We start from the raw sequence: 15,295 nt of genomic DNA on the forward strand, positions 1-15,295 counted from the left end.
TGGGAAACATTTATCTGTGTAGGTGATGAAATTGTTTTTTCTCTATTAGCTTATTATGAGAAAGATGACGGGGGAAGATTGATTAAAAAGATTGTTGCACTGGAGGCAATCTTAGCTGCACCTCTTGAAATGATTACCTCCGAGCAGGGGCGAGAATTTGTCCCCCCACCTGCTGTTGTTGCCGAACGCGATAAATCGGAACGGGAGCGATTAGCCATTTGCACTGACTGGAGCAATCATTCTACTTCTTGGCTAATGCGTCATCGGCTGGGACTGAGGGCGGTATTGCTCGATCTTATGGTTGGGGTTGAGATTAAAGGAGACGAAGCCATGATTGAAGCTCTGGCTCAGTTCTCCAAACGCAACGCATCTCACGTTAAAGGTATCCTCAATCTCACCATTCCCCTTGATGAATCGCCAATGTGGATTTTGGGGCAGTTTCTTTCACAATTGGGTTTGTCTAATGAGTCACGAAGACCACTGGAGGACGGAAAACGGGTTCGATATTACCGTTTGAATACTGAGGATGTTGTGTTTGCTCAAGAGGTGTTGGAGTATCGGCTTCATCAACGAGAAGAGAGGGAACAGAAGCGTCAACTGGAGTTGGAAAGAAATGCAGCTTACGCGGCTAGGATGCAGGTTCAGTATGGGAATAGCACTCCGTCCACACCCCCCCTTAATGAAGATGGAGATAATAATGGGGGGGGTATGGACACAGATGAAGAAGTCAGTGATTCGTGGTGGGAACGGGTCAAATATTATGCTCAGTTGCTAATTGAACGGATTGAATACGGGGTAGAAGCGGTAAAAGAATTACTCAGTACACTAACCAGTGATGAGCGCTGTGGCGTGATGTTGGAATTCGAGGATGCTAGCCCAGATTTGTTTGCTCAGATGGTGGCAGATGCCCCACAGTGGACTGAATGGATGGCGTGAGAAAGTTGCTTTTCGCTATCACTACCACAAGAATATTTTTGAAAGCGCAGTATTGCCTAATCTGCCGAAATTCGCATCTGACAACGACTTGAACAACGCCTAGAATTGTTCATCTGAACAAATATTATCAAAATCGGAGTCAGTTTTCGCCATATCTTGGTATTGGTTAGGACTCAGATTGATCGCTTGTTGCAGGATGCGTAGGCGTTGACCGCCGTAGGCAGGGAGCAATGCGATTTTGTTAGATCGGACTTTAATTCTCAGTTACAGAGCTAGATTCTCAATAAAAACAGTTATTTGGCTGCGATGCCTGCGGCGGACTATGCCTACGCACCCCTAAATACCTGATTTAGTACCCGAATTTTAAGCACCTCACAAAATCGCATTGCTCCCCGTAGGCATCGCAACTACAAAACCAAATTTTATTGAGAATATAGGGGTGTAATTGAGAACTAAACCCCGATCTCATTTTTTCGCGTTGCTCTTCTAGGAGATAGGATTAGCCTCTGTTATATTAACCCTACGTTGTCAAAAGCAAGCCTGTCTTCTTAATGACTATTCGCATCAATTATCCGCAACAATTATCTTTTGTCCAAAGTTCAAATCTGGATAATTTCAGTGAAATTACCATTTCTTTAAAGCTTTAACTAAATTAATATCATTATACAATTATTATTTTACTTAATAAACAAGCAGTAGAGAAATACTGAATTACCTAAAGAATGAGATTGCAAAACCTCAAAAACTCTTATGAAATCAATGATTTCCCAACCAGCGAATGAGCTATATCTTCGGATTGATACTGATGCAAATATCCTAGATTATCAACTGCAAAATCTACAAAAAGTAAATCAGCTAACAGAACTGAATATAGGTAAAAACTTTCTAGACTATTTACCAGTCAGGATAAGAAATAGTTACCAAGAAGCCATTATCAAAGTAATAAAAAGTAAGTCTTTAGTAGAAATTGAGTATTTTATAATAGAAGAAAATAGCCATTTTAAAGCCAAGCTATTACCATTACCAGAACAACAAATAATAATTTTTTTATCCCAAAAGAAGCAAATAGCATCAGCAAATAACAATATTGACTTTCAAAGGATTATAGAAAATAGCAATAACATTATTTTTGCACTGACCATTGAGGGAATATTTTCTTATGTTTCTCCTAACTGGACTGAAATCTTAGGGCATGAGGTTGAAGAGCTTATAGGAAAATCATTTTCTCCTTTCATGCATCCTGATGATTTACCAATCTGTGCAGATTATTTTCAAAGAGTTTTGACAACAGGCGAAAAACAAGATGCAATTGAATATCGGGTAAAACATAAAAATGGGAGTTGGCAATGGCATACAAGCAACTCATCAGCGATAAAAGATGCTAATGGAAATTTTTTGTATTTCGTTGGTATTTGTCACGATACTAGTGAGCGCAAACACGCACAAGAAGAACTAGTGCAGCGATCACAATTAGCGAATTTTCGTGCCGATGTAGACGCTGCTCTTGCCCAAAGCCAAACTTTAGAGTGTATGATGCGCCTCTGCACCGAAGCATTAGTTGAACATATAAATGCAGCCTTTGCTCGGATCTGGATACTGAACAAAGAGGAAAATGTCCTAGAGTTGCAAGCCAGTTCTGGAATGTACACCCATATTGATGGGTCTCATAAACGGGTACCAGTTGGTCAATTCAAAATTGGTTTGATTGCCCAAGAAGGTAAACCTCATTTGACTAACTCTGTACTAACAGATCCTCGCGTCAGCAATCAAGAGTGGGCAAAGCGTGAGGGGATGGTTGCTTTTGCTGGCTATCCTCTAATTATTGAAGGTGAGACTGTAGGCGTTATTGCAATGTTTTCTTGTCAAATAGTGACGGAATCTGTTTTTAATGCCCTAGAATTTGCTGCCCAAGAAATTGCTATTGGCATCAAGCGCAAACAAGCAGAAATTGCACTCAGAGAAAGTGAGTCCCGTTTTCGTCATCTTGTAGAAACTACCAATGATGGAGTGTGGGAGTTCGACCAAAAGGGCGTTTACACTTACGTGAGCCAAAAATTGGCTGACATTTTGGGGTATGAGCCAGACGAAGTCTTAGGCAAAACTCCTTTTGAGTTGATGCCACCAGTAGAAGCAAGCCGAGTACAAAAGATTTTTCAAATTCTAACCAACTCCAAACAGCCTCTAATTAATTTTGAAAATAAGACCCTTCATAAAAACGGACAATTACTTGTTTTAGAAACCAATGGAGTTCCTTTCTTTGATACATCCGGCAATTACCTGGGTTATCGCGGCGTTTATCAAGATATTACTGAGCGCAAACAAGCAGAGGAAGCAATGCAAGCTCTGGTAGCTGGAACGGCAGCAGTTACAGGCGAAGAATTTTTTCCTGTCTTGGTGCGTCACTTGGCAAATGCTCTAGGAGTCTGCTACGTCATACTAGCAGAGCGAATCACCGGAGACTCCAGTAGAGCTAGAGTTTTATCATTCTGGGCAGTTGACAAGCTTTCAGAAACTTTCGCCGAATATACTTTAGCTAATACTCCTTGCGAAGTTGTATTACAGGAAGGGATGCGTTTTTACCCGTGTAATGTACAGCAACTTTTCCCTCAAGCCAAGGATTTAGTGTTATTAGAAGCAGAAAGCTATCTGGGAACGCCTCTTGTTGATACATTTGGTATACCCATAGGGCATCTTTGCATATTAGATACCAAACCGATATTACAGGAAGAACGTGCCAAGGCTATTCTCAGCATCTTTGCAGCACGAGCTACGGCAGAACTACAGCGCCAGTATACGGAAACCGCTCTCCGCACATCAGAGGCTAAATTTAGAGCTATTGCTCAACGGGAAGCACTGCTTAACCGGCTTGCCAGCCAAATTAGAGCTTCTTTGGAACTTAATTACATTTTAAAAACCGCAGTAGAGGAAATCCGCAACTTATTCCAGATTGATTACTGTGCTTTCTTTTGGTATCGGCAAAGTCCTGAGCTACCTTATTGGGAATGTGTATATGAAGCAGAACATTTTACTTTAACCAGTCTGCTAACAGCCGAAGCAATTCATGTAGAATTTGAAATAGTCGCAGCAAAAACCTTGAACAAAGAAATCATCCGCATCGATGATGCTAAGACTGGTGGTGATTGCACAATACAGCAGTTTTTAAATGATTTCGGTTTCACGGCTTTTATGTCTTTGCCTGTACACACTCAATCTGGTGAAGTTGGCGCTTTCATCTGTGGTTACTGTAGTGGCTTCCGACCTTGGCAAGAAACTGAAGTAGAATTGCTACAATCAGTGACAGTTCAATTAGCGATCGCTATTGACCAAGCGAAACTTTACACACAGAGTCGCCTCGCTGCCCAAACTGCCCAAGATAAAGCACAGCAGCTAGAAAGGGCTTTGCTAGAACTTCAACAGACCCAAGCTCAACTCATTCAAACTGAAAAAATGTCCAGCTTGGGGCAATTAGTAGCAGGTATCGCTCACGAAATTAATAATCCCATCAATTTTATCTCTGGAAATATCAAGCACACCAATGAATATGTGACAGATTTGCTGCACTTGGTAGAAATGTTTCAAGAACATCACTCTCCACTATCATCAGAGATAGAAACGCAAATCCAAGAAATTGATTTAGATTTTCTCTACCAAGATTTACCCAAAGTTCTAGATTCAATGAAAGTCGGTGCTGAACGCATTCGGCAGATTGTCCTATCTTTACGCAATTTCTCTCGTCTAGATGAAAATACTACGAAGACAGTGGATATTCATGAAGGCATTAATAGCACACTGCTGCTACTGCAAAGTCGCCTGAAAAGTCAACCACAACGTTCCGAAATCCAAGTTATTCAAGAATATGGCAACCTGCCACTGGTCTTATGTAATGCTGGACAGATAAATCAGGTGTTTATGAATCTGTTGACTAATGCTATTGATGCTTTGGAAGAGGGACTAGAGACTAAGGATTGGGAACAGCCCAAAGTGCATTCCAAATCATCAATCCTCAAAATTTGCATTCGTACCCAAATTCAAGAGAATGAATGTATAATTCGTATTGCTGACAATGGTTCAGGAATGAACGACAAAGTGCTTAATCATATATTTGACCCTTTCTTTACTACCAAACCTGTGGGTAAAGGCATTGGTATGGGGTTATCAATTAGCTACCAGATAGTCGTCAAAAATCATCGGGGGCAACTCCGGTGTATTTCAGCACCGGGAGCGGGAACTGAGTTTATAATTACGATTCCAATACAGTAAAAAATTTGAAACAGGATTACGGAACTGGCGTTAAACCCAATGGCATTAAGAGAAGCTCAAAGGTATATGGAATAAAGGCTACAGCTTTTAGTTTTAAAGCTATTGAATAGTGTAGGAGGGGTCAGGGGTCGTCCTTGATGCAATGTCATGGAAGCGATCGCAGCTGCATGACACTGAAGTTTGCGATCGCTTTGAGTCTTGGAAACTAAACCAAATCAGAAATACTGATTTGGTCGTTAGTTCTTAACCTTGGTTGTGATCAAGAGTAATTTAGATGCGTTTGCCCTGATGAGAATGGGATGTAAGCTAGAAGAGACTTTCCAAAATCGGGAACTGTCGCAATAACAAAATTCAGAATTTGTGATTGTGATCACAATTCATTAGAAATAAAAGCAAGCACCCGATTATCTAAAGAAAGATATTAAGCAGTTACTTTATAGATATTTTGGGGAACTCTATAACTGTAGTTCCAATATTGTCTTCTCAAAATTTATGACCAATACACTTAATCATTCCATGTCTCCGGTTAATCTTTCTTTAGAACGCGATATATTTTTACATACATTAATTAGAGAATTGTCTGGTACTTTGCAGGATCTAGTTGGCTTAGAAGAAGCTTCTGGATTTATTAGTGTAGTTAGTGAAAGGATGGCTACGCAGATCAACCAAGATTAAAAATCTGCTCTGGAAGTCTCAAATCTTTCCCCTAACCAGGTTACTGATGTCTTGATTGATTTCAAAAGACGAATCCAAGGCGATTTTTATGTTATTGAGCAGGATGATGAAAAAATTGTCTTTGGCAACCGCGTCTGCCCATTTGCAGAAAAAGTGCTTAATCTTGGAGATTCTTTTCGTCCATAGCTTGCTTGAGATTATTACTAGACTACTTAGTATTCTCATGGAAAATTAATACATCAGGAAAATATCTCTGGTAATTTGGTAACTATAATCTTGTAGAAAAATCATTCTTACTCAATATAGATAAATTTATGTTTAAAACAATAGTAGGTCACAGTAACGATCCAGATTCTCTATCAGCAGTTGAAGAAGTTCTTCAACAATGTATCAGTTCCCTTGGAGCCGATATACCAAAAGCTGGGATTCTTTTTTCTGCAATTGGCTTTGAATATTCTCTTATTTTGCAGCAAATTCATCAGGCTTTTCCGGAGATTGAGTTGATCGGTGGAACAACAGATGGAGAAATTTCTTCAGTCTTAGAGTTTCAGCAAGACTCAATCACCTTAATGTTGTTTTGCTCAGACGAAGTTGAAATTTATGCAGGAGTTGGACGCAAAGTTTCAGACGATCCAATTTCTGTAACTAAACAAGCCGTAGAGCAAGCCAAAGCAAAAAGTACCACAACTCCAAGGCTATGTTTAACTCATCCAGAGAGTCTTACAACTAGTGGTGTATCTATATTGAATGGCTTAAAGTTAGCTCTTGGTCAAAATATCCCGATATTCGGTGGTTTAGCAGGCGATCAGTCCAGATATCAAAATACCTATCAGTTTTTTCAAACAGAAGTATTAAGTGATTCTGTACCAATTCTGCTTTTCTCGGGCACAATATTGTTCTCTCATGGTGTTGCAAGTGGTTGGCATCCCATCGGTCAAAAAAGCCAAGTGACTAAGGTAGATAAGAACATACTATATGAAATAGATGGTAAGCCAGCTTTAGATTTTTATCATCATTATCTAGGTTTACTTCCTCCTTCAATTGAATACCCTCTAGCAGTATTTGCTCAGAATGGAGAAAATTTTTATATAAGAGCGCCTATTGCTTACAATCAGGAATCTGGTAGCATCACCTTTTTTGCAGATATCCCCCATCGAGCTGTAATTCAAATTGCAGAAGCAGGTTATGAAGATATTTTGGGAGCTTCCAAAGCATCATTCCTGAATGCCTTAGATAATTATCCAGGTGCAGAGCCAAGTGCTGTTTTATTTTTTTCATGTGTAGCTCGTCGGCAAATACTTGGTACGAGAGCAAAAGAAGAGTACCAGAATACGAAACTCTGTCTGACTTACCATTTACCTGGTTGTGGATTTTATTCTTATGGAGAAATTGCTCCTATAGATCGAACCAGTCAGACGCAATTTCACAATGAAACATTTGTAACTTTAATTTTGGGAACTCGGTAGAAACTGATGGAAACTGGGGATTATCAAAAAGAAATTAAGGAACTGAAAAAAGTGAATAGAATTATCCAAAAGCAATTAGAGCGTTCTGAGGCAGATCGGGTAAAATTAGAAGAGACAAACCAAAAAAAAGAATATTTGCTCAGGAAAGTAATTGCTGAATTAAAGGAATATCAAAGCAATTTAGAAGAAAGAAGTCATGAACTAGAAATGATGCTTCTTAATCTTCAGATAATGCAGAATAAAATGTCTAGTTTAGGCAGTCTTGTTGCCGATGTAGCTCATGAAATTAACAACCCAGTTGGTTTTATAGCAGGTAATCTGACTCCGGCTCAAGAGTATATTCAAAATTTGTTACATCTAATTGATCTTTATCAGGAAAGCTATCCTCAAACATCTCAAGAAATCCAAGAAACAATCGAAGTGATGGATCTAGAGTATATACGTGAGGATTTACCTAAGCTTATTTCATCAATGAAGGAAGGCACTGATCGCATTTCTAATATTAGCAAAAGCTTGAGAACTTTCTCTAGATCAGATACAGAACAAAAAGTTCTGTTTAACCTTCATGAAGGTATTAATAACACTCTACTTATTCTCAAGCATCGTTTGAAAAATAATAAGATTCGTCCGGCTATTCAAGTAGTTAAAAATTACGGTGAGCTTCCCCCTTTACCATGCTTTCCAGGACAACTCAATCAAGTATTTATGAATCTGCTGGCAAATGCCATTGATGCTTTAGAAGAGTCTAATTCTGGATTGAGTTTTGATGACATTAAAAAAAATCCTAATCAAATTACAATTAATACTACTCGAACTAAAGATACAAATCACGCATTGATTCGGATTCAAGATAATGGTGTAGGAATATCGGCTGATGTTAAGCAAAAAATGTTTGAGCATTTATTCACAACTAAACCTGTGGGAAAAGGAACAGGATTAGGATTATCAATTGCCTATCAAATAATTGTCCAAAAACATAGGGGAACTCTAGAAGTAAAATCTCTGCTAGGAGAAGGTTCTGAATTTATCATCAGTATTCCCATCTCTTAAAATGGTAAATTTATCAATTATTCAAATTAATTTTATTAAAAATATAGCAATCCAATTTTATTTTTGAAAAAATCTAAGTATATAGCACTTCCGGCGGCTATGAGGTACATACCCAAAGCTGAAAGCTATGATAGAAGGAGAGCAAAAGGAAAACTGTATTGCATAATAGCCGGAAGCGCTGTATGGAGCGTACAATTTGGTCAGTTCAGAGCAGCGACAATTATGTTGGGCGCACCTGACACGTGAGTTTACCAAAATTCAAGAGCGGAGCCAGAAACTCCGGAATTGGTGAATAGCTGAATTCTTCTTCAACGGATGGGTAGTTCAATGATAAACTCTATACCTTCACGTGATTGGGAATGGTATGTGAGCTTTCCCTGATGATTATTAACCACAATTTGGTAAGCAATAGATAGACCAAGCCCTCTTCCTTTTCCGACGGGTTTTGTTGTGTAAAAAGCATCGAATATTTTTGTTGACTCTGCTTTGTTTATACCGGAACCATTATCGGCAATTCTGAGAATAACTTGCTCTCCAACTACTTCAGTTTTAATTTTTATCACCCCACCATATTGATAATTTATATCCAGGTTAGAACTTTTATATATTTCTTCAATTGCATCGATTGCATTACAAATTAAATTCATAAATACCTGATTTATTTCACCCGGAAAACACTCTACAAGTGGCAATTTTCCATATTCTTTGACTAATTGGATGGCTGGATGATCAGCCTTTTGTTCAAACCGATGTCCGAGAATGAGTAATGTGCTTTCTAAACCTTCATGTAAGTTAGCTAGTTTTTTACCAGCTTCTCTATGTCGAGAGAAATTGTTCAAATATGACACAATTTCTGTAACGCGCTCTGTACCAACTCGCATAGATTGAATAATTTTAGATAAATCATCTAACAAAAAGTTGAGTTCGCCTTTTTGAATTGCGATTTGAATTTCATCTGGTGGTTCGGGGAAATATTTTTGGTAGAGATGCAGTAAACTAAGCACCTCTTGTACATATTGTTCGACAAAATTTAAGTTCCCAGCTATAAAACTGATGGGATTATTAACTTCATGAGCAATTCCTGCTGTCAGTTGACCTAATGCTGCTACCTTTTCTGCTTGAATCAATTGAGTTTGAGTCTGTTGTAATTCGGCGTTTTTAGCGCTCAAGGTTTTCGTCAAATTTCTCAGTTTGAGATGGTTTTCAATCCGCACTAAGACTTCTTCATATTGAAAAGGTTTAGTAATATAGTCTACGGCTCCCAATTGCAAACCTTTGACTTTCTCAGCAGTTTCTGAGAGGGCTGTCATGAAAATCACCGGAATATCTTGGAGACGAGGATTGCTTTTTAGATGTTTACAGGTTTCAAAACCATCTATACCTGGCATCATTACATCCAACAAGATTAAATCAGGTAAATCATCATTTTCTAATCGCTGAAGGGCTTTCTCTCCACTCCGTGCTGCCCAAACTTCAAAGCTCGACTGATCCAGAAAACTAGATAAAACTTGTAAATTGGCAGGGTTATCGTCAACGACTAAAACAATTCCCCTAGAAGGAGGGTAATTGATAAAATTTTTAGGATCTCCAATAGTCGTTTTCATACTATTTTCACGGCATATTGAGTCAAGAAACTGAGGATTAAATCTTCATCAAATTGTCTTGCTAGTTGCCGTAGTTCCTTAGCAAATGGCGCGAAGGTTGACATTAACGCTGAGTTAGGATGGACAATCGCTTGTCCTTGGGAATTGATCGCAAAAGCATAGCTGTTCGTGCCGTATTGCAGGGAATTGACAACCTTCGCAATGTGATCGACTCTCACATTGCCCTGGAAAGCCCCGATCGGTGAACTACTGCTAGCAGAATTTGACCAGATCGGGGTGGAGATCGCAATTAACGGAATTCCTGTAGAACGGCTGACGAAAGGATCAGAAATGTTGCTCTTTCCTGCAATTGCTTTTTGAAAGTAGTCTCGATCCTGAATATTTTTATTTGTTCGACCAACTTTTGTATTGGAATATGAACCATCTGGGTTAGCTATTTGAAAAAGGAAAAATTCATTAATCCGCTTAACTTCTGACTTTAAATAGGGTTCTACCACAGACCAGTTTAATGAACGTACAGTTGAAGTATTAGCTAGGGTTTCTACCTCCACTTGACGAACGTTTAACCACTCCTCAATTTCAGCTACCCCTCTCTGTACCTCTAAAAAAGCGCTCTGTCTTAAATCTTTGAGCATCAGATTTCTAGCGGCTTGATAGGTAAAATAAGCAGAAATACTGACTACAATTGTAGTACTGCCTAGAATCAATCGGATCAGTAAACTTCGTGAGGAATAATTGACTCTATCAGACACTGATATACTGGATTTTGCTTGTATCAGGGGTTAGCTCCTTAATCACATACTTTGCCAAGAAGAAATTCTAGATCATCTTTAGATTACCCAACAAATTACTGTTGCTCACAGTTTTTCCTCAAATCATCAATAACTTTATAGTTCCGTCGTGCATTATCAGTAGTTGGTAAGGATTCAGGTCATACAAAAATCTCTACAATTGTTTCCTAATAATGGTTTCCGAGGATTAGCCACAAATTTGTATTCTCAATAATCATTTCGTGATACCTATATTTTCGTTCCTTATTGCGACTAAAGGTATGTTAATCAGGGGCGGGAATTTGTCCCACCACCTGCTGTTGTTGCTCGATCTCATGGCTGGGGTTGAGATTACCCCTCTTCTGTCACTTTCCGGGAGGGCGAACGCTGTAAGCCTCATGAGGCAATCAATACAAGCTATACTATTAGAAAAAAATAGGTCTTGTATTTGTTATTAGAAAAGAATCGCGCGTAGGCGTAGCCCGTCGTAGACATCACTTGCTATACAAAAGCTCTAGATTTTAGAAAAGGCAAATGTTTTCGGAGAGTGACAGAAGAGGGTTACAGTACTTCCGGCGGCTATGAGGTACATCCTCAAAGCTGAAAGCTATGATAGGAGAGGGGCTAAAGGAAAAATGTATTGCATAATAGCCGGAAGCGCTGTAAAGGGGATGAAGCGATGATTGAAGCTCTGGCTCAGTTTTCCAAACGCAACGCATCTCACGTTAAAGGTATCCTTAATCTCACCATTCCCCTTGATGAATCGCCGATGTGGATTTTGGGGCAGTACCTTTGGCAATTGGGTTTGTCTAATGAGTCACGCCGACCACTTGAGGATGGGAAACGGGTTCGATATTACCGCTTGAATACTCTTGATGTTGTGTTTGCTCAAGACGTGTTGGAGTATCGGCAACGGCAACGAGAAGAGAGGGAACAAAAGCGTCAAGAGGAACAGCAGAGAAATGCAGCTTATGCCGCTAGAATGCAGATTCAGTACGGAATTAGCACTCCGTCCACACCCCCCCTTAATTAACCCAGTCTATACAAGGGTTTTCAAGCCTGCGTATATGTCTTCAATCAACGAAGCAATAAGGGTTTGATATAGTTGATGATAGTTTAGAGACAAAAAATAGGATTTTCAAATTTTTAACTTCAACAAGATTTATTATGCTGTAAAATACCAAAAACCTATATAAGGCAAGTTTTATAATGTATAAAAATAAAATTATATATCATATTTTTAGGCTAATTTAATTTCAGGATGGGTCTACTGTGCGGCGTAAATATACAGACCATTTTTAAGCCTTGTATTCCACCGAATTTTCATAGCTTTTAATGGTCTGCTTACTTCCGCCAAGCTGTACTAGTCTGGCGGAAGTGCTGTAATGTCGTTTGCACAGTCAGTAAAAGCACCCAAATTTCCCAGAGAAAAAATGAGCGCTTATAAAGAACACCATTACCAAGAGTATCTATCTGCCTTGATAGACCGAAGTAGCCATAACAGTAACAACTATTCAGTAAATGAACTGCAAGCAAAGTTACAAATGTTTTGTTAATAATACTACTACTTACTCAAGTGGAAGCTGCTACCCCAGAGTTATTAAGTATTTTTTGAAAGATTATGATTGGGGATTCCCTTGTTGACCACGCTCCGGAGCATTCTGACGGAATTGCTCTATTTTTTGGCGTTGTTCTGGGGTTAACACTGCTTGAATCTGTTGTTTCTCAGACTCCCGGATTTGTCGGATTTCGGTTTTCTGTGCAACAGTCAGATTTAAGTCACCAAAACCACCTTTTCGGCGACCATGATGCTGACCTGGTTGCCCAAGACCAAGACCTGTTTGCCCCTGAGCCTTACGCGCCTGCCACTCTGCCCGATGCGCAAGTTTTGCTGCCTCTAACTTGGCCTTTTGTTCTGGGGTGAAAACTGCCGACATCTTGGTGCGGCTATCCCGGCGAATTGCCTGAATTTGGCTTTTTTGGGCATCTGTTAGACCCAAGTTTTTCCAATCTCCTCTTTCTTTGTGTGGAGTTTGTGCAAGTAACATGGGTGAAGCAGACGCTGTTTGAGCATTAACAGCAAAGGAGGAAGAAGATAAAGTCAGAGCAAGCGCTCCCGCAACTAGCGATAATATTTTGAATTTCATTACAAGTCTTGTGGGTTTTTCCTGATTCGATGTCACTATCATAAGAACTTATCTAATTCAGTCACATGAGGATAAAGTCATGATTCTACCCATGACTCAAGTCATTAATGATCTGCCCATTCAAAAGTTGGAACGGAAGTTTCAATTGTTGAGCGAACATCCAGCAACACTGCTTTCAGAAGAATTCAACTATTCACCAACTAAGCAGAGGAGACGTTGACGTTGCTGCGGTCAGAAATCAGAGTTGATCAGGAATATAATATGATTGGTATATTGATTCATCAATTTTTCTCCTGATTCTTTAAGTATTGTGACCCAACTCTTGGAGAGGCTACGCCAACGACAAGCTCAGGGCATCGCTCCTATATTCTGACAAATTTCTGCTGACGGAATGGATTCAAAAAGTTATGGGACATCGCCGTTGTTTCTCTTTTGCTCAAAAGCGATTAATTTTACTGAGATCGGGATATTGTTGTGAGTTATGCGGTGTTAAATTAACAATAGAGAACTTCCACTGCGATCATAAAATTCCCTATTCGCGTGGAGGAGCGACAGCAGTCTACAACGGTCAAGCTCTATGTGCTACTTGTAACCGGAAAAAAAGTGATTCGGTGTAATGTTTGATTCACCCTTCTCGAAATCCGTCGGCTATTTCAATCACTACAGTCCAGTAGTGAGCGAAAGATTGATGTCAGGAAAAACGAAACTGTTTGGGCATCAAAAAGAAGCACTAGTGAAAATCTGGGAGCAAGCGGCGAATGGAGAACTAGAACCGAGGCGAAGGAGTCCCAACAGTGGAGCTTCATTATTAGTAATGGGTGTCGGAACCGGAAAAACAGCAGTACTTACTTCCTTGCCTTTTGTACTAGCGCCCTATATGCAGGGTCGCCAAACAATGATCGTGGTGGACAACTGTACCCTCAGAGGGCGAATTCTACAGGATTTTCCCACAGACTCCAGACATTGCCCAGTTTATGAACAATGGCCACTGTACAATTTAGGAATTCTGCCACCAGGAGTCCCGCCACCGCAAATCGCAGAACTACGTGCCGAAGATTGGAAATCTTACGGTTTTAACTTAGACAGTGCTGATTTACTGGTGGTAAACAGACAATTTCTGTTGCAATTAGTCAGCAGAGGAGATATTGATCCAGGAAACGTCGGGCTATTACTAATTGACGAAGCACATCACAGTCCAGCCAGTAGTTATCGGACGGTATTTGAGTATTTTTCGACATCAATGCTGGTATTTTTGACAGGTTCTAGATTCCGCTCGGACTCCAAGCCAATCCCATACATTCGCTACAACACTTTTGAGTCAGAATCAGAGACTGGCTCTAAACTCATGCGGTATTCACCGATGGCAGATTTTGAATTTAGCATTCAAGATGCCTGGAAATTAGACCCGCCGCCAATTAAAAAACTGATGTATAAAGAAGCAACATCAAGGGCACTGCTGGTGTTAGAGAATGGAGTCGAGGTGGAATATAGTAGAGAAGGTTTCTTTGCCAAAGCCGAATCAGACCGAGAATGGTTAAGGCAGATTCTGTTAGCAGACGCTTTCTGTATGCCAGTCTTACAACAAGCAGTGTCCATTCTCAAAAGCAAAAGGGCAACAGGACAACCCCACAAGATGATCGTCCGAGCATTGAACATAAATCATGCTCATCGCCTGTTTAAATTATTAGAGAGCTTTGATCTCCTAGCTGGGAAAGTCGGGTTAGTACATAGTGACAAAGACGGATTTGATTTAGCAGGGCGACCGACAGAAGTATACAAAAAGTTTTTTAGTGGCGAATATATCTGTCTAGTACATTGCAGCATGGTGGGAGAAGGTTTTTCTCACGAATGGGCTAGCGTCTGTGTGCCATTGTGTGTCATTCGGTCATTAACTGTCGCAGAGCAGGAATTTGGGCGGATAATTCGTCGAGTTCAAGGACGACCCCCAGGAAAATTCCCCGACTACAATCATGAAAACTGGGGGGTAGTGGTCACTCATGAAATGTTAGAGATTGGCCCACTATTCCAAAAGTTTATTGAAGGGATGCCCACGGCTCCCTTATCTGGCTACGGAGAAACACCATCCCTTAGTGTAGAGCCAATACTCGAAAAACCGCGACTGACCAGTGAATATGAAGCTGGAGAAACCACCTTAACCTTAACCAATACCCAAACCCTAAAACCAGGGGATTTGATTCTTCTGAGTGCAACTATACAACCAGTGGCACAGCCTATACCCAAATTTGATCTAGTTGAGGAATTGCGTTCTACCGGGTCATTGTCAATAGACAATATCGAATGGCACTAAGAAAAGCCGAAACCCTTGCGGTTTAAGCAGTTTGCAATTGTAGACGTAATTCATGCCGGGGTTTGGTCATCAAGGGGTA

At 40.0% G+C, this 15,295-nt stretch carries 14 protein-coding genes; 9 read left to right on the forward strand and 5 right to left on the reverse strand.

All coding sequences use genetic code 11. From position 1 onward, the window contains the following. The first annotated feature begins 78 nt into the window (after positions 1 to 78). Positions 79 to 936 (forward strand): hypothetical protein, encoded by an 858-nt coding sequence (locus V7K38_RS02735; protein WP_334855240.1) that lies wholly within the window; start codon positions 79 to 81, stop codon positions 934 to 936. A 99-nt stretch (positions 937 to 1,035) separates the two neighbouring features. Here the strand turns inward: V7K38_RS02735 and V7K38_RS02740 are convergent, their stop codons facing one another. Further along, entirely contained in the window at positions 1,036 to 1,167 is a 132-nt protein-coding gene (locus V7K38_RS02740) for a TPR end-of-group domain-containing protein (RefSeq protein WP_334855242.1), read from the reverse strand. Between the two features lie 519 nt (positions 1,168 to 1,686). Here V7K38_RS02740 and V7K38_RS02745 point away from each other — a divergent pair. From V7K38_RS02745 to V7K38_RS02760, 4 genes are all read left to right on the forward strand, one after another. Next, entirely contained in the window at positions 1,687 to 5,196 is a 3,510-nt protein-coding gene (locus V7K38_RS02745; protein WP_334855243.1) for a PAS domain S-box protein, read from the forward strand. Positions 5,197 to 5,688: 492 nt separating this feature from the next. After that, positions 5,689 to 5,871 (forward strand): hypothetical protein, encoded by a 183-nt coding sequence (locus V7K38_RS02750; RefSeq protein WP_334855246.1) that lies wholly within the window; start codon positions 5,689 to 5,691, stop codon positions 5,869 to 5,871. 314 nt (positions 5,872 to 6,185) lie between these two features. Then, entirely contained in the window at positions 6,186 to 7,337 is a 1,152-nt protein-coding gene (locus V7K38_RS02755) for an FIST signal transduction protein (protein WP_334855248.1), read from the forward strand. Between the two features lie 6 nt (positions 7,338 to 7,343). Continuing rightward, positions 7,344 to 8,387: a sensor histidine kinase gene (locus tag V7K38_RS02760; RefSeq protein ID WP_334855250.1), complete on the forward strand. Its 1,044-nt coding sequence runs from the start codon at positions 7,344 to 7,346 to the stop codon at positions 8,385 to 8,387. Positions 8,388 to 8,695: 308 nt separating this feature from the next. Here the strand turns inward: V7K38_RS02760 and V7K38_RS02770 are convergent, their stop codons facing one another. Further along, complete coding sequence (locus V7K38_RS02770; protein WP_334855252.1) at positions 8,696 to 9,991, reverse strand: hybrid sensor histidine kinase/response regulator; 1,296 nt, start codon at positions 9,989 to 9,991, stop codon at positions 8,696 to 8,698. Further along, positions 9,988 to 10,743, reverse strand: coding sequence for a cache domain-containing protein (locus V7K38_RS02775; RefSeq protein ID WP_334855254.1), 756 nt, complete (start codon positions 10,741 to 10,743; stop codon positions 9,988 to 9,990). The genes V7K38_RS02770 and V7K38_RS02775 overlap by 4 nt, the downstream gene beginning before the upstream one ends. Positions 10,744 to 11,401: 658 nt before the next feature. Here V7K38_RS02775 and V7K38_RS02780 point away from each other — a divergent pair. Then, on the forward strand, positions 11,402 to 11,794 hold the full coding sequence (locus V7K38_RS02780) for a hypothetical protein (protein ID WP_334855255.1): 393 nt from the start codon (positions 11,402 to 11,404) through the stop codon (positions 11,792 to 11,794). Between the two features lie 311 nt (positions 11,795 to 12,105). On the opposite strand, the gene V7K38_RS02785 is transcribed toward V7K38_RS02780, so the two are convergent. Then, a complete protein-coding gene (locus V7K38_RS02785; protein ID WP_334855257.1) occupies positions 12,106 to 12,297 on the reverse strand; it encodes a hypothetical protein in 192 nt (63 codons plus the stop codon). Between the two features lie 83 nt (positions 12,298 to 12,380). Beyond that, on the reverse strand, positions 12,381 to 12,908 hold the full coding sequence (locus V7K38_RS02790) for a Spy/CpxP family protein refolding chaperone (RefSeq protein WP_334855258.1): 528 nt from the start codon (positions 12,906 to 12,908) through the stop codon (positions 12,381 to 12,383). Between the two features lie 79 nt (positions 12,909 to 12,987). On the opposite strand from V7K38_RS02790, the gene V7K38_RS02795 reads away from it, so the two are divergent. The 3 genes from V7K38_RS02795 to V7K38_RS02800 all read left to right on the forward strand — a co-directional run bounded on the left by V7K38_RS02795 (position 12,988) and on the right by V7K38_RS02800 (position 15,216). Further along, entirely contained in the window at positions 12,988 to 13,128 is a 141-nt protein-coding gene (locus tag V7K38_RS02795) for a hypothetical protein (RefSeq protein ID WP_334855259.1), read from the forward strand. Positions 13,129 to 13,315: 187 nt separating this feature from the next. After that, positions 13,316 to 13,525, forward strand: coding sequence for an HNH endonuclease (locus tag V7K38_RS29525; protein WP_442940740.1), 210 nt, complete (start codon positions 13,316 to 13,318; stop codon positions 13,523 to 13,525). Continuing rightward, positions 13,525 to 15,216: a DEAD/DEAH box helicase gene (locus tag V7K38_RS02800; protein WP_334855260.1), complete on the forward strand. Its 1,692-nt coding sequence runs from the start codon at positions 13,525 to 13,527 to the stop codon at positions 15,214 to 15,216. The genes V7K38_RS29525 and V7K38_RS02800 overlap by 1 nt, the downstream gene beginning before the upstream one ends. Positions 15,217 to 15,295 lie beyond the last annotated feature (79 nt).

This window comes from Nostoc sp. (assembly GCF_036917465.1).
GTDB lineage: Bacteria > Cyanobacteriota > Cyanobacteriia > Cyanobacteriales > Nostocaceae > Nostoc.